Below are 21,399 nucleotides of genomic sequence, written 5' to 3'. Positions count from 1 at the left end.
GGTGCAGTGTGACCGGGCTCCCCGCGGGCAGCTCTCCGGCCAGACCCGCGCGTTCGGACGCCATCCCCGTACAGCCAGGTCCTCCCCCGGTCGGCAATGGATCGGTCTGGGACGTCGATGCCGTGATCCTGCTGGTCGAGGACGATGCCGGCGATGCGCTCCTGGTGGAGGAGATGCTCGCGGACAGCGAACTGGACTCCGCGCTGACCTGGTGCAAGACGCTGGCGGAGGCGCGCCGTTTCCTGGCCGGGAGCCGGACCCCGTGCTGTGTGCTCCTCGATCTGCATCTGCCCGATGTGTTCGGTCTGGACGCCGTCACCCAGCTCGTCGAGTCGGCTCCGGACGCGGCCATCGTGGTGCTGACCGGCCGGGCGGAGTCCGATACGGGCCTGTCGGCCGTGGCCACCGGCGCCCAGGACTACCTCGTCAAGGGGCGGCTCGATCCGGAGGCGCTGGGCCGCTCGGTCCGGTACGCCCTCCAGCGCAAGCAGGTCGAGCGGGCGGCGGCGGCGCTGCGCGCCAACCGGCTGATGGCGCAGGAGAACGCCCGCCTCGAACGCGGTCTGCTGCCCGTGCCCCTGCTGCTCGACGACTCCTTCGAGGCGGTCGCACGGTACGAGCCGGGCCGGGCGCACGCCCTGCTCAGCGGCGACTTCTACGACGTGGTGCAGACGTCCGACGGCACGGTGCACGCGGTGATCGGCGATGTGTCGGGGCACGGGGCGGCGGAGGCGGCGCTGGGGGTCTGTCTGCGGGTGGCGTGGCGTACGGCGGTGCTGTGCGCGACCGGCCAGCTCGAACAGGTCCGGCTGCTGGAGGAGATCCTGGTCGCCGAGCGCTCCGACCCCCATGTCTTCGCGACCGTCACCTCACTGGCCTTCGCTCCGGACCGGCGCCGGGTGCGGGTGGTGCGGGCCGGGCACCCCGGGCTGCTGCTGCGCAGCGGTGCCCGGGTGAGCTGGGAGGAGCCCGAGCCCGGGATGGCGCTGGGTCTGGTGCCGGGAACGGGGACCGAGCGGTGGAGCGCCTCGGAGCTGCCGCTGCCTGGGGACGGCCGCCTCGTGCTGTTCACCGACGGGCTCTTCGAGGGGCGTTCGGGGCCGGGCTCCCGGCTGGGCGAGGAGGGGCTGCTCGCCATGGCCCGGCGGCACGGGGCGCTGGCGGCCCGTGCCTTCGTCGACACCCTGGTCGACGAGGCCGCGCAGGCGGCGTCCCCGTACGGCGGTCTCGCGGACGACGTCGCCGTGCTCCACCTGGGCTGGGGACGGAGCAGCTCGCGATGAGCGGCCGCGACGCGTCGCCGGAGACCCGGCCCGGTCCGGCCTCGCGCCTCTCCGTCCAGCGCTGGGTGCATCTGATACTCGCCGTCTTCGTGCTGATCGTCTGCTCCGGTGCGGTCGTCGGCGGTCTGGTGCAGTCCCGGATATCCGACCGCACCACCGAGCTGGTGGACCGCATCCAGCCCGCCCGCTCCTCGTCCTTCCAGTTGCAGAACGCCCTGCTGGACCAGGAGACCGGGGTCCGTGGCTTCGCGCTCACCGGTGATTCGGCCTTCCTCCGGCCCTACGAGGAGGGGAGGCGGGACGAGAGCCTCCGGCTGGCCCGGGTCCGCGCGCTCGTCGGGAACGAGCAGCCCTTCGCCGACGACCTCGACCGGATCGCCGCAGCCGCGCGGGAGTGGCGCGGCCGGCACGCCGAGCCGCTGATCGCCGCGGTCCGCCGGGACGGTCCGGCCTCCGAGTCCTCCGCCCCGATCCGGCGGAGCAACACCGAGTTCGACACGCTGCGGCGGCTGTACCGGACCCAGCAGGCCCATCTCGATGCGGCGCGCGACCGGGCCCGCGCCGATCTGGGCACCGCCCGCACCACCAGGGACCGGGTGTTCATCGCGTTGGTCGTGGGTTTCCTGGCGGCCGTGGTGGCGCTGGGGCTGCTGCTGCACCGGATGGTGGGACGGCCGCTGAGCCGGCTGGCCGCCGCCTCCGACACGGTCCGCTCGGGCGCGTTCCGCAACCGGATCGAGGTCGGCGGACCGTCCGACGTGCGGGCGGTCGCGGCGGCCGTCGAGGACATGCGCCGCCGTATCGTCGGGGAGCTCGCCGAATCCCAGGAGCGCGAGCAGCTGCTGGCGGAGCAGGCCCAGGAACTGCGCCGGTCCAACGCGGAACTGGAGCAGTTCGCCCATGTCGCCTCGCACGATCTTCAGGAGCCGCTGCGCAAGGTCGCCTCGTTCTGCCGCCTCCTGGAGAAGCGGGCCGCGGCCTCGCTCGACGACCGGGCCCGGCAGTACATCGACTACGCGGTGGACGGCGCGACCCGGATGCAGGTGCTGATCGACGACCTGCTCGCCTTCTCCCGCGTGGGGCGGGTGCACGACAAGTGGAAGCCGGTCGGCCTCGACCGGACGCTCGACCGGGCGCTGGCCGATCTCGCGCTGGTCATCGAGGAGTCCGGCGCCACGGTCGTACGGGAGTCCACGCTGCCCGAGGTGACCGGGGACGCCACGGCGCTCTCCATGGTCTGGCAGAACCTGATCGGCAACGCGGTGAAGTTCCGCCGGCCGGACGTGCCGTGCCGGATCACGGTCGGCTGCGTCCGGGAGGGCGAGGACTGGCACCTGTGCGTGTCGGACAACGGCATCGGCATCGCCCCGGAGTTCGCGCAGAAGGTGTTCGTCATCTTCCAGCGTCTGCACGGCAGGGACGAGTACGAGGGGACAGGCATCGGCCTGGCGATCTGCCGGAAGATCGTGGAGTTCCACGGGGGCCGGATCTGGCTGGACGAGGAGACCTCCGAAGGCACCCGGATCCGTTTCACACTGCCGGTCGCCGCCGCGCCCGCGCGCTCCGCGGCGGAACCGCTCGTGGCAGACACCGCAGCCGGGCGGCCCGGCCATGGCTGAGATCCGCCGGATTCTTCCCGGAGTGGGACCGTTCGTCGCGGGTAGGCGGACGTCGAGAAGCTGTCACCGAACACCCCTGCGTCGCCCTGGCTGGAGCACATGAACGAACAGGTCACCTCGCGACCGGCCGGCTGCCCCTGCCCGGACCGGTCCACGGAGGTTCTGCACAGCGCCGAGGTGTTCGACGGCGAGCCCGGCTGCATCGCACAGGCGCGGGCGCTGGCCGATCGTTTCCTGGCCCGGCTGGCCGCCGAGTGGCTCGCGGTGTTCGGTGAGCACACCCGCAGCGATCTGCTGCTGGCGGTGAGCGAGCTGGTCACCAACGCCGACCGGTACAGCCAGGGCCCCTATCTGCTGGAGCTGGAGGGCACCGCGGAGCGCGTCAGCGTCACGGTGTACGACTCCAGCACCGCCCTGCCGCTGTTCTACTCGCCCGACCCGACGCGCCCCGGCGGCCACGGCATGGAGATCGTGGTGGCGCTGTGCGACCGGCTGACCGCGGAGCGGGTGCCGGTGGGCAAGCGCATCCGGGCCGAGTTCGAACTGAGCAGCTGAGCTGTGGGGCGGGCGGGACGCCGCCCGCCCCACGACCATGCCCGGCCCTCAGATGCGGTACGCGCCCGTCGGCACGCGCTTCGACGCCGCCCGCCCCGGCGTCGTCGCAGTACCGGACCCCCCGGACCGACTGTCGGCGCACGAGCGGTGCGGGATGCGCGCGCACGATGGCTTCGACCGCGCCGGCCCCCGGCCAGGGCGTCCGCCGCCGTGGCACGCGGTCCGCGAGACAGGGGTCCCGTACCGTGTCCGCCCGCGTGAAGCCCCTCCGAGTACGGCGTCCGCCGTCCCTTCCCACATGATCGCGGGGGCCTGTGACAGCGGACCCGGGGGTGTGCCGGGCCGACCGCTTTCCGGGGGCGGCGGTGGTTCAGCCGCGCTCGAAGACGCAGTCCCCGCACAGACCACCGGCCGGTGTGCGGTAGTACAGGCAGCAACTGCGTCGGCGGAATGCCGCGTCGTGCGGGGCGCCGGTGTCCCGGAGGTCCGGGTGGTCGAAGAGCTCGGCGGCCAGTGCGCGGGCCCGCGCCGCCGCGTCGGGGCGGCGGTGCGTACGTGCCCAGGCGAGGAGCTGGCGCAGGGCTCCGGCCAGGGCGGACCCGGCGTTGCCCCACAGCAGCCGGTCGGACAGCGGGCCGTCGCGGTGGACCGCCTCGGCCAGGGATACGAGGTGGCCGTACTGGACGGCTTCGCGAATCCGGCAGGCGGTGCCGGGCAGTGACTCGGTGCCGTCCAGCCACAGGTCGTCGGGGGCCGGGTGCCGCGGGTCCCAGTGGAGGGCGCCGGGCGCGAGGGCGGGGAAGCTGCCGGTCAGCGCCGCCGGTCCGAGCGCGACCGACCAGAGCCGGGAGGCCAGCCCCAGGTGCGCGATCGAGGCGGCCACCCTGCGCTCGGAGGTGCCCAGCCGGGCTGCGACCGTGTCGATCCGGGCCGTGAGCGGGGCCTGCTCACCCGCGTACAGCCGTGCCAGTGGAGCATGTGCTCCGTCGGGTGACGCGGTGGTGCGCAGCGCGAAGAATCCGCCCACCGAGGCCGCTGCGGACCCGTCCATCGCACCTGCTCCCTCCCGGCGTTCGCCGTAACCCTGCGGGGTGAGGACTCTAAGCCCTCCGAGGGAGAACTACCCTCCGGAGGAGGACACTGGGACCACGGCCGTACTACTGAGGCAGTACGCCGAATCGCCGTCTCAAGGACGACGACGCAGCCGCGTCGAAGGGACATCGTGGTGTACATGAGTTCCCTTGCGCTGTCTGTGCTGCTGTCACTGGTCTCCGCGGTCGCCTACGCGGCCGGGGCGATCGTCCAGGAGCGCGTGGCGACCGGCGACGACCACTCGCTGGCGCCGCTTCGCAACCGCGTCTGGTGGGCCGCCGTGGCGCTGAACGGCGGGGGCGCGGTGCTCCATGTCGTGGCGCTGGCCTACGGTCCGCTCAGTCTCGTCCAGCCGCTCGGTGCGCTGACCATCGTCTTCGCCCTGCCGATGGCGGCGCTCTTCGTACGCCGCCGGGCGGGAGCCACCGCGTGGCGGGGCGCGATCATGGCGACCGTCGGTCTGGCGGGCCTGCTCGCGCTCACGGGGAACGCCGGGTCGCACGCCCTGAACGGCCGGGATCAGCTGATCGTCGCCGGTGTCACGCTCGGCGCGGTCGCGCTGCTCGCCCTGGTCTCCACGGGCGTGCACCGGCCGGTGGTACGGAGCGTGATCCTGGCCGGGGCGGCGGGCATCGCGTTCGGGATCGCCTCGGTCTTCGTGAAGACGGTGGCGGTGGGGTGGACGTCCGGCGCGGTGACGGAAGGGCTGCCGGCGCTGCTGGCGATCGCCGGTTTCGCGGCCACCGGGCTGCTGCTCTCCCAGGCCGCGTACCGGGGTGCCGGACTGACCGCACCGCTGGCGACGGTGACCGTGGTGAACCCGGTGATAGCGGCGGTCGTGGGCATCACGATGTTCGGCGAGCAGTTCCGGTACGGCACGACCGGAACCATGCTCGCGCTGGCCTGTGCGGTGGTCGCGGCGGGCGGCCTGATCCTGCTCACGACGGAGCGGCTGGGCACGGAGCACCAGGTCGCGCAGACGGCGGACGGTGCGCTCCCGGACACTGCGGACGTGGCGAGTGCGGAAGCGGGAGCGGGAGCCGGTGGCTCGGGGGCGGCGGTACCCGCGGCGGAACCGGTCCGCCCGGCCCTCGCACCGGGGACCGCGGTGCTCTCCGGGCCCGTACCGGCAGAGCCTGCCGCTTCAGCCGGCCCTTCGACGCCCGCCGGGACCGCCGAGGGGGTCCGGGGCACGTTCTCCGCACCGCGTCCGCTGCCGGTGCTGATGCCGCTGGAGTGCCTGGGCGGGGTGACGTTCGGCTTGTCGCCGGACCCCGGCCCCGAGGAGCAGAGCCGCTCGTCTGCGGGCCCTGCCGAACCCGGTGACGGGGCCGAATCCCTGGGGGCCGTTCAGACCCTGACGCCGCCCGCCCTGAGGTAGGCCAGCGGGTCGATGTCCGATCCGTAGCCGGGGCCGGTGCGGATCTCGAAGTGCAGGTGCGGGCCCGTGACGTTCCCGGTGGAGCCCGAGCGCGCGATCCGCTGGCCCGCCGAGACGTGGCGGCCCTCGCGCACGTGCAGCGCGGACAGGTGCGCGTACTGGCTGTACTTGCCGTCGCTGTGCCGGATGACGACCTGGTAGCCGTACGCCCCGCCCCAGCCCGCCGAGACGACCGTGCCGGAGGCCACCGCCCTGATCGACGTACCGGTCGGGACGGGGAAGTCGACCCCGGTGTGGTAGCCACTGGCCCAGGATCCGGACTGGTGGTACGGGGTGCCGATGCCGGCCGCGACGGGGGCGACGAGACCGGCGTGATGCTCCGCGCGCGGCTTCGGCCGGTGGCTCTCGGTCTTCTTCGGCTTCGGCTTCGGTTGCGGCTTCGCGGTGCTGTGGTGTGGCTTGGGTGTTGCGGTGGTCGGGCGGGGCTTGGGTGTTGCGGTGGTCGGGCGGGGCTTCGCCGTCTGGTGCCGGGAGGCGGCCGCTTGCTGTTTCGGTTCGGCGGCCCGGTCCTGGGCCTTCGCCTTCGGGCGCTCCGGGGCTGCCGACCGCTGCGGTGCGGTGGACTTCCGGGGCTTCGGCTCGGCCTTCGGCTGCGCCGGCCCGGCTGGGCCCGTCCTCGGCGGCCGGGCCGTGTCCAGGCTCAGGCGCTGCCCGGGCAGGATGAGGTCGGGGTCGTCCCCCACGACCTCGCGGTTCTGCGCGTAGAGGTGCTGCCAGCCGCCCCGGACGCGCTCGGCCGCCGCGATCGCGGAGAGCGAGTCGCCGCGTGCCACGGTGTACGACTCGCGCTTGCCGGGCACGGTGGTCGGCGTGGCGGGGGCGGAGGTCCGCTTCGCCGTGGACTTGCCGGAGACGGTCGTGCCCGGGGCGGTCCGGTCCGGAGCCTTGACATGACTGGTGCGCTGCGACTGCGGGTTGATGTCGGGGGTGTCCCCGCCGCTGGTCAGCCCGGCCTTCGTCGAGCAGCCCGGCCACGCGCCGGGTCCCTGCGCGTCGAGCACCTTCTCGGCGATGGAGATCTGCTCGTCCCGGGTGGCCAGATCGGCGCGCGGGGCGTAGACCGTACCTCCGTACGCCGCCCAGGTGGACCGGGTGAACTGCAGTCCGCCGAAGTAGCCGTTGCCGCTGTTGATGTGCCAGTCGCCGGTCGACTCGCAGGCGGCGACCTTCTCCCACACGTCCGTCGACGCGGCGCCCGCCGAGGCTGCCGCGATGAGCGGGAGAGCGAGGCCCGCACCGCCCGCGGTGACCGTGAGCGAGGCACGGTTGATCCGGCTGGGCTGATATCTGCGGTGCCGTCCGTTCGCGGCCATGGCTTGGCTCCCCCACTGACAGTAGGACACGTCGCAAGCGCCCAACTTATGTGCAGGCAAAGGGCGGTGACAAGAGAGCGACCGGACTCACCCGTCACCGCCGACCCAGCGGTCCCGCCCCCGACGAGCTGTCAGGGTACGAATGTGGTGGCGCGGCGCCGGGCGGCCGCGTCCACGAGTGCGGCCATGATCCGGGTGTCGTGGCCCATCTCGGGATGCCACTGGACCCCCAGCACCAGACTGTCGTGGCCGGTGAGTTCGACGGCCTCGACGGTGCCGTCGGGCGCGTGGGCGCTCGCGACGAGGCCGGTTCCCAGGCGGTCCACGGCCTGGTGGTGGTAGGCGGGCACCACGTCCGGTTCCGCGACCGCCGCCGCGTACGCCGTGCCGGCAACGGGAGTGACGGGGTGTTCGCAGAAGACGCCGGGACCGCCGGTGTGCCCGTCCAGGTGCTGGTGCAGGGTGCCGCCGAGCGCGACGTTGAGCAGCTGCATGCCCCGGCAGATGCCGAGCAGCGGGACGCTCCGGTCGATCGCCGCCTCGATCAGCGCGATTTCCCACGCGTCGCGTTCACGTGCCGGCGGACCGGTGCGCGGGTCGGGCGACTCGCCGTACCGGTCCGGTTCGACATCGGCGCCGCCCGCGATCACCACACCGTCCAGTGCCGCCACGGCCTCCCGGGCCGCCTCGGCGGTGTCGTCGGGCGGCAGCATCACCGCCAGGCCGCCCGCCGCCCGCACCAGGCGCGGGTAGACGGCGGGCAGCAGGACCGCCTGCGTGTCCCAGACACCCCACCGGGCCGGTTCCTGATAGGTGCTGATACCGATGACGGGCCGGGTCATGGCCGCCTCCTCCGGTTGGTTCGCTGTTCGGTCGTGGTGCCGCCGCTGCCGCGTACGGGTGCGGGTGCGGCGGTGCGGGCGTGTCCGCGACGCCCTTGTGCCGAGGACCTGTTCAGTCCCGCGACAGTTCGGCCTCGGCCGCCGCCAGGGCGGCGAACTCCTCCTCCGGGGCGCTCGCGACGAGGCGGTGACGGCTGTAGAAGGCGAAGTAGGCCAGCGCCACCACGTACACGCCGAGCGCGATGAACGCGGCGTCCCGGTCCACCAGGAAGGTCGCCACCAGGGCCGAGCATGCCAGCACGAAGGCCACGGACGAGGTGAACGCGCCGCCGGGCGTCCGGTAGGGCCGTTCGAGGTGCGGTTCGCGCCGGCGCAGCACGATGTGGGAGAGCGCCATCAGCGCGTAGCTGATGGTGGCGCCGAATACGGCGACGTTCAGCATCCGGCCGCCGTTGCCGATCCAGGCGGCCAGCGTGAAGCCGATCGCGCCGGGGATCAGCAGGCCGAGGTAGGGGGACTTGCGGCGGTTGGTCAGCGAGAGGAAGCGCGGCAGGTAGCCGGCCCGGGAGAGCGCGAACAGCTGGCGGGAGCCGGCGAAGATCAGCGAGAAGAATGAGGCCACCAGGCCCGCCAGGCCCGCGTAGTTGACGAAGCGGCTCAGGCCGGTGGGGCCGCCCTTGCCCTCCAGCGCGACGACGAGCGGGTTGCCCGCCTCCTGAATGGCCTTGGCGCCCTGCGCGCCGGTGGCGGAGAGGAAGGTGAGCACCGCGAGGCCCACCAGCACGGTCAGCGAGATGGCCAGCGCCCTCGGCATCGACCTGACCGGGTCCTTGGCCTCCTCGGCAGCGAGCGGCACGCCCTCGACGCCCAGGAAGAACCACATGCCGAAGGGGAATGCGGCCCAGATGCCGAGCAGTCCGAAGGGCAGCCAGGACGAGGAGCCGAGCGCGCCGGTGTCCACCGGGATGTCGTTGAGGCGGTCGGCGTCGAAATCGGTGAACGCGCCGATGGCGAAGATCAGCAGGGCGGCCACGGCGACGGCGGTCACGATCAGGCTGAACCGGAGCGCCTCGCCGACACCCCAGAGGTGGATCCCGATGAAGACCGCGAAGCAGGCGAGGTAGACGGGCCAGCCGGAGGTGAGCCCGAAGAGGCCGAGGGATTCGACGTAGTCACCGATGAACAGCGAGATGGCGGCGGGGGCGAGGATGTACTCGATGAGAATGGCCGTACCGGTCAGGAAGCCGCCCCAGGTGCCCAGGGCGCGTCGCGCGAAGCCGTAACCGCCGCCCGCGGTGGGCAGGATGGCGGAGAGTTCGGCCAGCGCGAAGACGAGGCACGCGTACATCAGGCCCATCAGCACGGTGGCCGCGGCGAGCCCGCCGAATCCGCCCTTGGACAGGCCGATGTTCCAGCCGGAGTAGTCGCCGGACACCACGTAGGCGACGCCGAGTCCGGTCAGCAGCAGCCAGCCCGCGCTGCCCCGGCGCAGCGTACGGCGGTGCAGGTACTCGTCCTCGCCGGTCACCACGCCGGCTGTGCCGCCGGGTGGGCTGGTGGGTGTGTCGGTTCCCTGGGCCATGGGGCGCTCCAGATGTGTGTCGACGGCGCTGCGTCGAGGCGTGGCAGGCGAAAGGGCGCGTCGGAGTTCACGGGCAGACGTTCGCGGGCAAGGGTTCGAAGGCAGTGATTCGAAGGCAATGGTTCGCGTTCAAAGGTTCACCGGCACACCTTTATGGAACGCCAGGTGAAACACAAGGGGCGCGCGTTAAACAGTGGTTACGTGTGTGCGCCTTGCTCGTGCCAAGTGAGCCGGGCGCCTCCTCGGCGAGGATTCGCCGCCACCGGCCGGACCCTCTTCCCAAGCAATGGTTCCCTGTCATACCTTATGGATCTCGGTGCACCCAAGGAGGAATCCCGTGGCAGACCGCAAACCCCCGCTCGCCGTCGAGGAGCTGCGCTCGCTCGTCGCGAACGGGGCCATCGACACCGTCGTCCTGGCCTTTCCCGATATGCAGGGCCGGCTCCAGGGCAAGCGGTTCGCCGCCGGTTTCTTCCTCGACGAGGTTCTGGAGCACGGTACCGAGGGCTGCAACTATCTGCTGGCCGTCGACACCGACATGAACACCGTCGACGGCTACGCGATGTCCTCCTGGGAGCGGGGCTACGGCGACTTCGCGATGGTCCCGGACCTCGAAACGCTGCGCCTGCTGCCCTGGCACGAGGGCACCGCGATGCTCGTCGCCGACCTCGCCTGGAACGACGGCGGCCCGGTCGTCGCCGCCCCGCGCCAGGTGCTGCGCCGTCAGCTGGACCGGCTGGCCGGCCTCGGCTACCGCGCCCAGGTGGGCACGGAGCTGGAGTTCATCGTCTTCAAGGACACCTACGAGCAGGCCTGGGACCGCGGCTACCGCGGGCTGACCCCGGCCAATCAGTACAACATCGACTACTCAATCCTCGGCACCGGCCGCGTCGAACCCCTGCTGCGCCGCATCCGCAACGAGATGCAGGCGGCCGGGCTGACCGTCGAGTCGGCCAAGGGCGAGTGCAACCTCGGCCAGCACGAGATCGCCTTCCGCTACGACGAGGCGCTGGTCACCTGCGACCAGCACGCGATCTACAAGACGGGCGCCAAGGAGATCGCCGCTCAGGAGGGCGTCTCGCTCACCTTCATGGCCAAGTACGACGAGCGCGAAGGCAACTCCTGTCACATCCACCTCTCGCTCACCGACGACAACGGTGACAACGCGATGTCGGGTGACGGCCCGGACGGCATGTCCGATCTGATGCGGCACTTCCTCGCCGGACAGCTCGCCGCCCTGCGTGACTTCTCCCTGCTGTACGCACCGAACATCAACTCCTACAAGCGGTTCCAGCCCGGCTCCTTCGCGCCGACCGCCGTCGCCTGGGGCCACGACAACCGCACCTGCTCCCTGCGTGTGGTCGGCCACGGCCGCTCCCGCCGCTTCGAGAACCGGCTGCCCGGCGGGGACGTCAATCCGTACCTCGCCACCGCCGGACTGGTCGCCGCCGGGCTGTACGGCGTGGAGCACGAGCTGGCGCTGCCGGAGGTCTGCACGGGCAACGCCTACACCTCCGAGTACGAGCAGGTGCCGACCACCCTGCGCGAGGCCGCCGACCTGTGGGAGGCCAGCCCCATCGCCAAGGAGGCGTTCGGCGAGGAGGTCGTCGCGCACTACCTCAACATGGCGCGTGTCGAACTCGCCGCCTACGACGCCGCCGTGACCGACTGGGAGCTGCGCCGCTCCTTCGAGCGCCTGTGACCTCCGTCCCGTCCCGCACTCCCCCCTCGCACCCCGCACGCCCCGCACGCCCCGCACACCCTCACCGCCCTTCACGTCCCTCACCCCCGATCGAGGCCCGTACGTGTCCCACCAGTCAGCACCGCACAGCCTGGACGTCCTGAACCCGGCCACCGCCGAGGTCATCGCCACCGTCCCGGCCGCCACCGCCGCCGATGTCGACGCGGCCGTCGCCCGCGCCGCCACCGCCCAGCGCGTCTGGGCCGCGGCGGCCCCCGCCGACCGCGCCCGGCTGCTGCGCCGGTTCGCCGCCACCGTCGACGAACACATCGAGGAACTGGCCCTGCTGGAGGTCCGGGAAGCCGGACACACCATCGGCAACGCCCGCTGGGAGGCGGGCAATGTCCGCGACCTCCTCGACTATTGCGCGGGCGGCGTCGAACGCCTGCTCGGCCGGCAGATCCCGGTCGCCGGCGGCATCGACTTCACCCTCCTGGAACCGCTCGGCGTCATCGGGGTCATCGCCCCCTGGAACTTCCCGATGCCGATCGCCGCCTGGGGCGCGGCCCCGGCGCTCGCCGCCGGCAACGCCGTCCTGCTCAAGCCCGCCGAGACCACCCCGCTGACCGCGCTGCGCCTGGCCGAACTGGCCCTGGAGGCCGGGCTGCCCGGCGGACTGTTCCAGGTGCTGCCGGGCGAGGGGCCGGTGGCCGGCAGCGCCCTGGTGGACCACCCCGGCGTGGCCAAGATCGTCTTCACCGGCTCCACGCGGACCGGCAAGCACATCATGACCCGCTGCGCCGAACGCGTGAAGCGCCTCACCCTGGAGCTCGGCGGCAAGAGCCCCAACGTCGTCTTCGCCGACGCCGACCTGGAGGCCGCGGCGGCCGCCGCCCCGATGTCCTTCCTGGACAACGCCGGCCAGGACTGCTGCGCCCGGACCCGCATCCTGGTCGAGCGCTCGGCCCACGACCGCTTCCTCGACCTGCTGGCACCGGCCGTCGCCGCCGTGGTGGTCGGCGACCCCTCGGACGAGAAGACCCAGATGGGTCCGCTGATCTCGGCCGTCCAGCGGGATCGCGTGAGCGGGTTCATGGACGTCCTGCCCGACGGCGTACGGACGATCCTGGGCTCGGCACCCGACGGACCCGGGTTCTGGTACCCGCCGACCGTCATCGCCGGGGTGTCCCCGGATGCCCCGGTCGCCGTCGACGAGGTCTTCGGGCCGGTCGCCGTGGTGCTGCCGTTCGACGACGAGGCGGACGCCGTACGGCTGGCGAACGCCACGGAGTACGGTCTGGCCGGGTCGGTCTGGACACGTGACGTGGCCCGTGCCCTGCGGGTCGGCCAAGGGCTGCGGGCCGGGAACCTCTCGGTCAACTCGCACTCCAGCGTCCGCTACGCCACCCCCTTCGGCGGTTACAAACAGTCCGGACTGGGCCGCGAGCTCGGCCCCGACGCACTCGCCGCCTTCACCGAAACCAAGAACATCTTCATCAGCACGGAGGCCTGAGCACCATGACCGACACCACCGCTGTCTGCCGCCGCCTGGTCGGCCGCACCGCCGTTGTCACCGGAGCCGGGAGCGGCATCGGACTGGCCACCGTCCGGCGCCTGGCCGCCGAGGGCGCGCACGTGGTCTGCGCCGATGTGGACGAGGCGAGCGGCAAGGCCGCCGCCGAGGAGGTCGACGGCCTCTTCGTACGTACCGACGTCACGGACGCCGAGCAGGTCGAGGCCCTGTTCAAGGCCGCCTTCGACACCTACGGCTCGGTCGACATCGCGTTCAACAACGCGGGGATCTCGCCGCCCGAGGACGACTCGATCCTGGAGACCGGACTCGAAGCCTGGCGGCGGGTGCAGGAGGTCAACCTCACCTCCGTGTACCTGTGCTGCAAGGCCGCCATCCCGTACATGCGGCGCCAGGGCAAGGGCTCCATCATCAACACGGCCTCCTTCGTGGCCCGGATGGGCGCCGCCACCTCGCAGATCTCGTACACCGCCTCCAAGGGCGGCGTGCTGGCCATGTCGCGTGAACTCGGTGTGCAGTTCGCGCGGGAGGGCATCCGGGTCAACGCGCTGTGCCCCGGCCCGGTCAACACCCCGCTCCTCCAGGAGCTGTTCGCCAAGGACCCGGAGCGGGCCGCCCGCAGGCTGGTGCACATCCCGGTCGGCCGGTTCGCCGAACCCACCGAGATGGCGGCCGCCGTGGCCTTCCTGGCCAGCGACGACTCCTCCTTCGTCAACGCCACCGACTTCCTGGTCGACGGCGGGCTCACCGGCGCCTACGTCACACCGCTCTAGGCCGGTGCGGACGCGGGACGGGGCACCCCCGTCCCGTCCCCCGTCCGCGGCGACCGCTCACACCACAGGAGTGTCCCCAGCGTGCCCGTACTCCGTCCCGCACTCCGGTCCGCCCGGCGCTCCGCCGCGCGGCTCGCCGTCGCCGCGCTCGCGCTGACGGCGACCCTCACCACCGTCACCGCACCCGCCGGAGCCCACGACCGCCCGGGATCCGGCCGTCCCTGCCCGCAGCTGACCGTGTCGACCGGCTGGTACGGGGCCAACCAGGCCCGTATCCAGCGGCTCATCGACCGCTACGGGAGCTGCTCACCGCTCCACCGCGACGGCCGTGCCGCTCCGGTGGCGGTCTTCGACTGGGACAACACCGTCATCAAGAACGATGTCGGCGACGCCACCATGTTCTGGCTGCTGCGCAACTCCCGGATCCGGCAGCCCGAGCACGGCGACTGGCGCACCACCAGCCGCTACCTCACTGACTCGGCGGCCGATTCGCTGCGCGCCGCCTGCCCGGACGGCACCGGCCGCGACCGCACCCTGCCGACCGCGACCGACACGGCTTGCGCCGACGAGATCCTCTCGGTCTACAGCGAGGCCACCACCACCTCGGGGCAGGACGCCTTCGCCGGGTACGACCGGCGCACGATGGAACCCTCGTACGCCTGGCTGGCACAGCTCACCCACGGCTGGACGGCCGCACAGGTGCGTTCCTTCGCCGCCGCGGCGCGCGCCGAGAACCTGGCCGCCCCCGTGGGCGCCACCCAGCAGGTCGGGGGTACCACCGACGCCACCGGTTACGTCCGCTACTACGAGCAGCAGCGCGACCTGATCCGCACACTGCGCCGGGCCGGATTCGACGTCTGGATCGTCTCCGCTTCGCCGCAGCCCGTGGTCGACGTCTGGGCCCGGGGTGTCGATGTCGCGCCCGGGAACGTGATCGGGATCCGTTCCACCACCGAGCGGGGTCGCTACACCTCGCATCTGAGTGCCTGCGGCACCGCGCGCCCCGGCGACGACTCGCAGATCACCTACATCGACGGCAAGCGCTGCTGGATCAACAAGGAGATCTTCGGCGTGCGCGGTGCGGCCGCCTCCCGGGTCCAGGACCCCTCGATGCGGCCGGTGTTCGCCGCCGGGGACTCCGACACGGATGTGTCGATGCTCCGTGACGCGACCGGTCTGCGTCTGGCCCTCAACCGCAACAAGGCCGAGCTGATGTGCCGTTCCTACGACGACGCTGACGGCAAATGGCTGGTCAACCCCATGTTCATCGGGCCGAAGGGCCGGATGAACGGCGTCTATCCGTGTGCCACCACCGGCTACACCGCGTCGGACGGGACTTCCCGGCCCGTGCTCCGTGGTGACGGCAGTGTGATTCCCGATCAGTACGACACCGTCTTCGCGGGCTGACGCCCGGCGCACACGGCACACCCGATACACCGAATGCCGGGGTGGCCTGATCCGGCCGCCCCGGCATTCGCGCCTTCAGTCTCAGCCGCTGACGCTCGCCGCGCCGGTCTCGATGTGTCCGGTGTACCGCCGCGACCAGGAGGCGTCGCCGCCGATCCTGACCGTGAAGTCGTACCAGCCCTCGGCCAGCGCCACCGCGTTGAAGTAGTCCTCCTTGCTGCCGCCGGCCGGGACGGTGTAGGTCCAGGGGCCGTCGCCGCGGTACTGCCCGGACGTCACGGTGAACGTGACTGCACTCGCCGAGGTGTTGCTGAAGGTGAACCACAGGGCGGGCTTGCCGGTGTCCGGCGCGTTCTCGTAACGGGCCGCCACCTCACAGGACTTGCCCGCGGTGGTGGCGTCGCCGGTGAACCGGCGCAGGAATCTGTTGGGTCCGGTCATGGTGAGGTCGTACTTGCCGTCGCCATTGCCCGTACCGATGCTGAAGAAGTCCGTGGCGGTGCCGCCCGCGTCCACGGTGTACTGCCACGGCACCGTCGAGCGGTAGGCGTTGGGGTGCACCGAGAAGTGTGCGGCGCGGGTCGCGGGTGCGCCCCGGTTGGTCATGGTCAGCCAGGCCTTGATGGCTCCCGCGGCACCGAACTCCAGCCGGTCCAGGTCGCCGCCGGGCTGGTACGGCAGCGTACGGGCGGGCCGGGTGCCGGGCTCCTGCGCGGGCAGCGCGTTGTCCTGCGGTACGGGGTTGGGCAGGGGGCCGCAGGTGCTCAGCCCGATCACCGGGGTGGCCGGCAGGCCGGACGGCACACCGTTGACCGGATGGGCGAAGTCGAACACGCCGGTGAGGTCGCCGCTGACCTTGCGCCGCCACGCGCTGATGTTGGGACAGGGCGCCGGCTTCCCGATGGCCGTGGTCCAGGTCTCCAGGAAGCGCAGTACGGAGGTGTGGTCGAAGACTTCGGAGGAGACCCAGCCACCGCGTGTCCAGGGCGACATGACGATCATCGGGACACGGAAGCCGAGGCCGATGGGCACCCCGTCGAGGAATTCGCCCTCGGTCCCGGCGGGTGGCGACGGCGGCGGCACATGGTCGAAGAAGCCGTCGTTCTCGTCGTAGTTGAGGAAGAGCACCGTGGAGTCGAAAACGTCCTGGTCGGCGGCGAGTGCCCGGTACACGAGGTCGACGAAGTGCGCTCCGTCGCCGGGCGGGGCGTAGGGGTGTTCGGAGAAGGCCTGGTTGGCGACGACCCAGGAGACCTGCGGCAGGGTGCCGGCCACCACGTCGGACTTGATGGCGGCGGCGATGTCGTCGGGCGTGGAGCCGGTCACCTTCTTCACCGACGCCATCCCGAGGTCGTGCAACGGGTCACCCGCGGGTGCTTTCTCGAACTTCCGGAAGTAGGCGAGGCCGTTGTCGCCGTAGTTGTCGTCGGCGTTCTGATAGACGCGCCACGACACACCGGCCCGCTGGAGCGCCTCGGCGTACGTCTCCCAGGTGAGCCCGGACTCGTCACCGCCGTCCTTGCTGGACGCGTCCACCTTGCCGCTCCACAGGAAGGTGCGGTTCGGACCGGTCGCGCTCAGCGCCGAGCTGAAGTACGCGTCGCAGACCGTGTAGTTGTCGGCGAGCGCGTAGTGGAAGGGGATGTCCGAGCGGTCGAGGTAGCCGAGCGTGCGCACATTCCCCACGCCCGCCACCCAGTTGTCCATCCGGCCCTTGTTCCAGGCCGAGTGCTGCGACGTCCAGCTGTGCGGCAGATCGCCGTTGCACTGGGCGAGCGTCTCGGGATCGACGCCGCCCGCGGCCGGTGTGGAGCTGAGCTTCCAAGGGTGCTGCCGCCCCGCGCCGTTGGGCTGGTCGAAGACGGTGCGCCCGCCACCGAGAGTGATCCCGGAGCGGTCGGAGAAGCCGCGTACGCCCTTGAGTCTGCCGAAGTAGTGGTCGAAACTGCGGTTCTCCTGCATCAGCACCACGACATGGCGGACGTCCTTGATGGTGCCGCTCGCCGCGGTGCCGCTCGCCGTGCCCGTCCGGACCGCGGCGCCCGCGGCCTCCGAGGGCATGGCGACCCCTGCCGCCACGCCCGCGCCGAGCGCCACAAAACCCCTTCGGGTGATCGGTGCCATCTGCCTGCCTCCGCCGGATTCGGATGCGTCGTTGTGACGCCGAGGACAGAGTGGCGCCCCGCATGGTCCGGCACCAGACCTTTGGCACGAGAACTACGTGAATTATTGCCAACTCACCAGCAGTACAAGTCAATTCAAAGGTGCATGGGGTGATGTTTGCGGACAGGGCCGTAGTCGACGGCTACACCCCGAGGGCCGTCGACCGAGCGGCCAGCGCCCCGCCGCGGCCGTCCATGTGGTCAGCCATGTCCGTCCTCCCCCTCGCCCGCCTTCCCGTCCGTCTTTCCGTCCGTCTTCCCGCCCGTCGCGGACGGCCAGTGCTCCAGCAGGAAGTGCAGGGCTTCGACGGACCGCTCCCAGGACGCCTGTACGTCGCGGGGCGCACCGAAGCCCCCGCTCGCCTCCAGGGCGCAGTAGCCGTGGAAGGTGCTGCGCAACAGCCGTACCGCGTCCGTGAGATCGGGCTCGGCCAGGCCGTATGCGCGCAGCATCGCGCCCGTGGTCTCGATGGTGCGGTGGTACGCGGCGGACTGCGCGACGATCTCGGGGTCGACCCGCATCTGCGTGGCCTCGTACCTACCGGGCCGCTCCAGCGCGAAGGCCCGGTAGGCGTCGGCGAACCCGACCAGGGCGTCCTTCCCGGCCCGGCCCGCGACGGCGGCGGAGATGCGGTCGATGAACTCCCCGGCGGCCAGCAGCGCGACCCGGGTGCGCAGATCGTGCAGATTCCTGACGTGCGAATACAGGCTGGCGTCCTTGACCCCGAAGCCGCGGGCCAGCGCGGAGATCGTGACCTTGTCGAAGCCGATGGAGTCGGCCAGATCGGCCGCCGCCTCCACCACTCGTTCGGTCGTGAGTCCCGCGCGAACCATCCGCCACCTCCGCCACCATCAACCTAGACAGCCTAGGCATTTCCCTAATATACACAGGTTCTGCCATCCGGACGATGCCGGACAGCTCGTTCCCGCACCCCGTATCCATACTGAAGATCCCGGCATCCCTGAAGCTCCCGGCATCCCCGAGACGGATTGCTCAGCACACAGATGAGCGGCACTGCACAGATCGGCGCCACAGCGCTCGCGGTCGTGGGCCGCAACCTCGCCCGCAACCTCGCCCGCAACTTCACCCGCAAGGGATTCACGGTCGCGGTGCACAACCGGACGACCGCGAAGACGGACGCGCCGGTCGAGGAGTTCGGCGCCGAGGGCTCCTTCGTTCCCGCGCACACCCCGCAGGAGTTCGTCGCGCCGCTGGAACGCCCGCGCAGGCTCGTCATCATGGTGAAGGCGGGCGATCCCACCGATGCCGTGATCCAGGAATTCGCCCCGCTCCTCGAAGAGGGCGACATCATCATCGACGGCGGCAACGCCCACTTCGAGGACATCCGCAGGCGGGAGAAGGAGCTGCGCGAGCGCGGGATCCACTTCGTCGGCGTCGGCATCTCGGGCGGCGAGGAGGGCGCGCTGAACGGGCCGAGCATCATGCCGGGCGGTTCGGCCGAGTCGTACGAGTCGCTGGGGCCACTGCTGGAGAGGATCGCCGCCAAGGCGAAGGACGGCACCCCCTGCACCACCCACATCGGTCCCGACGGGGCCGGCCACTTCGTGAAAATGGTCCACAACGTCGCGTAGTTCGGCGAAGCCGCAGTTCAGGGCCATGCGGAAATCCGCGCTCCTCGGCCGCGCCAAACCGCCCTCACCATGAAGGTAAACGCAGCCGGCGAACTACGAGGGGATGGACGATCCAGGCGGGCGCCGGCCAGCCCGCGAGCGCGACACCGCCGTGCGATTCGCCCTCAGAGATCACCACTACGCGGTGCTATAACACGCGCCGGCTGTGCGTCTCCGCACCCGGCCCGAGTGTGACACCGCCGGGGCACGCTCCGCACGGACCAAACGGTCGTACCACAGAGTGCGAACGACCATCCGGGGATCATTTGCGACACCATGTCAGCCTCCCAGTCCGCGATCGTCTGTACCTCGTAAGCTCAGTAGCCCGTTCCATCCTGGTGGTCGGTCGAACTGCCGAAGACCACGAAACCGGAAGCAGGCAGAGCCGCAATGAGCAGCACAGCGCAGATCGGTGTCACGGGACTTGCCGTCATGGGGCGCAATCTGGCCCGGAATTTCGCACGCAACGGATACACCGTTGCTGTACACAACCGCACGGTTACTCGCACCCACGAACTCGTCGAACAGTTTGGCAGTGAGGGCGATTTCATCGCGACCGAGAGTGCCGAGGAATTCGTGGCAGCCCTGGAAAGGCCACGACGTCTGGTCGTCATGGTGAAGGCCGGAGAGGCCACGGACGCAGTGATCGCGGAGTTCACGCCTCTCCTGGAGCCCGGCGATGTCATCATCGACGGAGGCAACGCGCACTTCGCAGACACGCGCCGCCGAGAGCGCGATTTGCGCGAGCAGGGCATCCACTTCGTCGGCACCGGCGTCTCCGGCGGCGAAGAAGGCGCACTCAACGGACCGAGCATCATGCCGGGCGGCAGCAGAGAATCTTATGACTCGCTCGGGCCGATGCTGGAAAAGATCTCCGCGAAGGCCAAGGACGGCGCCCCGTGTGTCACGCATATCGGCCCTGACGGCGCCGGACACTTTGTAAAAATGACGCACAACGGCATCGAGTACGCGGACATGCAGCTCATCGGCGAGGCCTACCAGTTGCTTCGCGACGTGGCCGGATACTCCCCCGCGCAGATCGCGGACATCTTCCGCGTCTGGAACACCGGGCGCCTGAACTCCTACCTCATCGAGATCACCGCAGAAGTGCTCTCACATGTCGATGCGGCGACCGGTAAGCCCTTCGTGGATGTTGTGCTCGACCAGGCGGAGCAGAAGGGCACCGGCCGTTGGACCGTGCAGGTCGCCCTCGATCTGGGTGTTCCTGTCTCCGGCATCGCCGAGGCCGTCTTCGCCCGCTCCGTCTCCGGCCACGCCACCCTGCGTGATGCCTCACGCCACCTCGCAGGACCGACCGCCCGCAAGCTCGGTGAGGACAAGGCGGCGGCATTCGCCGACCAGGTCGAGCAGGCACTGTATGCCTCGAAGATCGTCGCCTACACCCAGGGCTTCCACGAGATCGCGGCCGGCAGCGAGCAATACGATTGGGACATCGACCTCGGGAAGGTCGCCGCGATCTGGCGCGGCGGATGCATCATCCGGGCCGCGTTCCTCGACAGGATCACCAGCGCCTACGAAACCCAGCCTCAGCTGGCAAGCCTCCTCTCGGACAAGAGCTTCGCCGAGGAAATCGCCGCCGCGCAGAACGACTGGCGCACCGTGATCGCCACCGCCGCAACCCAGGGCGTCCCCACCCCCGCCTTCGCCGCCACCCTCGCCTACTACGACTCCCTGCGCGCCGAGCGCCTCCCCGCCGCCCTCACTCAAGGCCAGCGCGACTACTTCGGCGCACATACCTACCACCGCATCGACCGCAACGGCGCCTTCCACACCCTCTGGGGCGGCGACAAAACCGAAGTCGAAAGCTGACCAACACCCGCAAAGCTGATGACGGGGCGAATTCGCCTCAGCTTGCGATCACGGACGGCCTTCGGCCGCCGGGCACGGCGTTCGGCGTGCCACTGCGCAGTCGAAGCCCGGTAGTCCAACTTGTAGGTGCGGGTAGACGCGTTACGGCGCAGCTCGCGCGAGATCGAACGGATCCCGCCCCAGTCTGCGGGCGATCTCTCGGCCGCTGACACCCTGGGCATGCCAGATCGCGATGTCCTCCCGTTCGGCGAACGACAGGTACCGTCCAGAGACTTCGGCTGGAAGACGCGGATTCACACCGCCGGCGTGCCGGAACCAGCGGAACCCCACCGGCGCGGACACACGGGCCTCCACACACGCGTCCTCCGTCTTGACACCACGGGCAATCGCCGCCCAGAACTTGACCCTGTCCTCACGCCAGGCCACCGTCGGCCTACCCGGCGACGGAATCTGCCCGCGATACGCACGCACCCGCTTCTGGTGCTCCAAGACACCCATCGCTTCACCCCTCGATCAAGGTGCTGCGACGATCGATTGAATCCGCCCTGTTCCTGGGCAAGGAGGGCGGAATGATCAAGAAATGCTGTCGGCTGTTGCGGCCGCCGCGGCGCTCACTGTGCACAACGCCTCATAGCGCTCAGCGCCCGCGGTGTCGC

At 71.0% G+C, this 21,399-nt stretch carries 15 protein-coding genes and 2 pseudogenes; 10 read left to right on the top strand and 7 right to left on the bottom strand.

The features are described 5' to 3' along the window. The first annotated feature begins 8 nt into the window (after positions 1-8). The 3 genes from ACFYY7_RS11325 (at position 9) to ACFYY7_RS11315 (ending at position 3,457) form a co-directional block, all read left to right on the top strand. A complete protein-coding gene (locus tag ACFYY7_RS11325) occupies positions 9-1,283 on the top strand; it encodes a PP2C family protein-serine/threonine phosphatase (RefSeq protein ID WP_388659934.1) in 1,275 nt (424 codons plus the stop codon). After that, complete coding sequence (locus tag ACFYY7_RS11320) at positions 1,280-2,902, top strand: ATP-binding protein (protein WP_388659931.1); 1,623 nt, start codon at positions 1,280-1,282, stop codon at positions 2,900-2,902. Before ACFYY7_RS11325 ends, ACFYY7_RS11320 begins: the two co-directional genes overlap by 4 nt. A 99-nt stretch (positions 2,903-3,001) precedes the next feature. After that, positions 3,002-3,457, top strand: a complete 456-nt coding sequence (locus tag ACFYY7_RS11315) for an ATP-binding protein (protein WP_376427827.1) — start codon at positions 3,002-3,004, stop codon at positions 3,455-3,457. Between the two features lie 370 nt (positions 3,458-3,827). Here the strand turns inward: ACFYY7_RS11315 and ACFYY7_RS11310 are convergent, their stop codons facing one another. Then, positions 3,828-4,508: a (2Fe-2S)-binding protein gene (locus ACFYY7_RS11310; protein WP_388659927.1), complete on the bottom strand. Its 681-nt coding sequence runs from the start codon at positions 4,506-4,508 to the stop codon at positions 3,828-3,830. Between the two features lie 171 nt (positions 4,509-4,679). On the opposite strand from ACFYY7_RS11310, the gene ACFYY7_RS11305 reads away from it, so the two are divergent. After that, positions 4,680-5,930 carry a DMT family transporter gene (locus ACFYY7_RS11305; protein ID WP_388659924.1) on the top strand — a complete coding sequence of 417 codons (1,251 nt, stop codon included), beginning with the start codon at positions 4,680-4,682 and terminating at the stop codon, positions 5,928-5,930. Here ACFYY7_RS11305 and ACFYY7_RS11300 read toward each other — a convergent pair. From ACFYY7_RS11300 to eat, 3 genes are all read right to left on the bottom strand, one after another. After that, a complete protein-coding gene (locus tag ACFYY7_RS11300) occupies positions 5,900-7,303 on the bottom strand; it encodes a peptidoglycan DD-metalloendopeptidase family protein (RefSeq protein ID WP_388659921.1) in 1,404 nt (467 codons plus the stop codon). The genes ACFYY7_RS11305 and ACFYY7_RS11300 overlap by 31 nt on opposite strands. Before the next feature lie 131 nt (positions 7,304-7,434). Continuing rightward, on the bottom strand, positions 7,435-8,145 hold the full coding sequence (locus ACFYY7_RS11295; protein ID WP_388659918.1) for a gamma-glutamyl-gamma-aminobutyrate hydrolase family protein: 711 nt from the start codon (positions 8,143-8,145) through the stop codon (positions 7,435-7,437). 112 nt (positions 8,146-8,257) lie between these two features. Continuing rightward, positions 8,258-9,727: an ethanolamine permease gene (gene eat / locus ACFYY7_RS11290; protein ID WP_376319035.1), complete on the bottom strand. Its 1,470-nt coding sequence runs from the start codon at positions 9,725-9,727 to the stop codon at positions 8,258-8,260. Positions 9,728-10,064: 337 nt separating this feature from the next. Between eat and ACFYY7_RS11285 the strand changes: the two genes are divergently transcribed. The 4 genes from ACFYY7_RS11285 (at position 10,065) to ACFYY7_RS11270 (ending at position 15,119) form a co-directional block, all read left to right on the top strand. Beyond that, the gene (locus tag ACFYY7_RS11285) at positions 10,065-11,429 is read left to right on the top strand and encodes a glutamine synthetase family protein (protein WP_388659913.1); all 1,365 of its coding nucleotides are present in this window, start codon (positions 10,065-10,067) and stop codon (positions 11,427-11,429) included. A gap of 103 nt (positions 11,430-11,532) precedes the next feature. Beyond that, positions 11,533-12,921 carry an aldehyde dehydrogenase family protein gene (locus ACFYY7_RS11280; RefSeq protein WP_388659910.1) on the top strand — a complete coding sequence of 463 codons (1,389 nt, stop codon included), beginning with the start codon at positions 11,533-11,535 and terminating at the stop codon, positions 12,919-12,921. A 5-nt stretch (positions 12,922-12,926) separates the two neighbouring features. Beyond that, positions 12,927-13,712, top strand: a complete 786-nt coding sequence (locus tag ACFYY7_RS11275; RefSeq protein WP_266727553.1) for a 3-oxoacyl-ACP reductase — start codon at positions 12,927-12,929, stop codon at positions 13,710-13,712. An 81-nt stretch (positions 13,713-13,793) separates the two neighbouring features. Beyond that, complete coding sequence (locus tag ACFYY7_RS11270; RefSeq protein ID WP_388659907.1) at positions 13,794-15,119, top strand: HAD family hydrolase; 1,326 nt, start codon at positions 13,794-13,796, stop codon at positions 15,117-15,119. An 81-nt stretch (positions 15,120-15,200) separates the two neighbouring features. On the opposite strand, the gene ACFYY7_RS11265 is transcribed toward ACFYY7_RS11270, so the two are convergent. Both ACFYY7_RS11265 and ACFYY7_RS11260 read right to left on the bottom strand, forming a co-directional pair. Continuing rightward, complete coding sequence (locus tag ACFYY7_RS11265) at positions 15,201-17,243, bottom strand: phosphocholine-specific phospholipase C (protein ID WP_388659905.1); 2,043 nt, start codon at positions 17,241-17,243, stop codon at positions 15,201-15,203. Positions 17,244-17,482: 239 nt separating this feature from the next. Next, a complete protein-coding gene (locus ACFYY7_RS11260; protein ID WP_388659902.1) occupies positions 17,483-18,115 on the bottom strand; it encodes a TetR/AcrR family transcriptional regulator in 633 nt (210 codons plus the stop codon). Positions 18,116-18,286: 171 nt separating this feature from the next. Here ACFYY7_RS11260 and ACFYY7_RS11255 point away from each other — a divergent pair. Together ACFYY7_RS11255 and gndA are read left to right on the top strand one after the other, a co-directional pair. Next, positions 18,287-18,865, top strand: a pseudogene (locus tag ACFYY7_RS11255) (NAD(P)-binding domain-containing protein); the annotation flags it as partial. 438 nt (positions 18,866-19,303) lie between these two features. Next, positions 19,304-20,743, top strand: a complete 1,440-nt coding sequence (gndA, locus tag ACFYY7_RS11250) for an NADP-dependent phosphogluconate dehydrogenase (protein WP_388659899.1) — start codon at positions 19,304-19,306, stop codon at positions 20,741-20,743. 56 nt (positions 20,744-20,799) lie between these two features. Here the strand turns inward: gndA and ACFYY7_RS11245 are convergent. Further along, positions 20,800-21,241: pseudogene (locus ACFYY7_RS11245) on the bottom strand (helix-turn-helix domain-containing protein); the annotation flags it as partial. Between the last annotated feature and the right edge of the window lie 158 nt (positions 21,242-21,399).

It is taken from the genome of Streptomyces sp. NPDC001933 (assembly GCF_042890955.1).
Lineage (GTDB): Bacteria > Actinomycetota > Actinomycetes > Streptomycetales > Streptomycetaceae > Streptomyces.
This window is presented reverse-complemented; position numbering and strand designations above follow the sequence as displayed.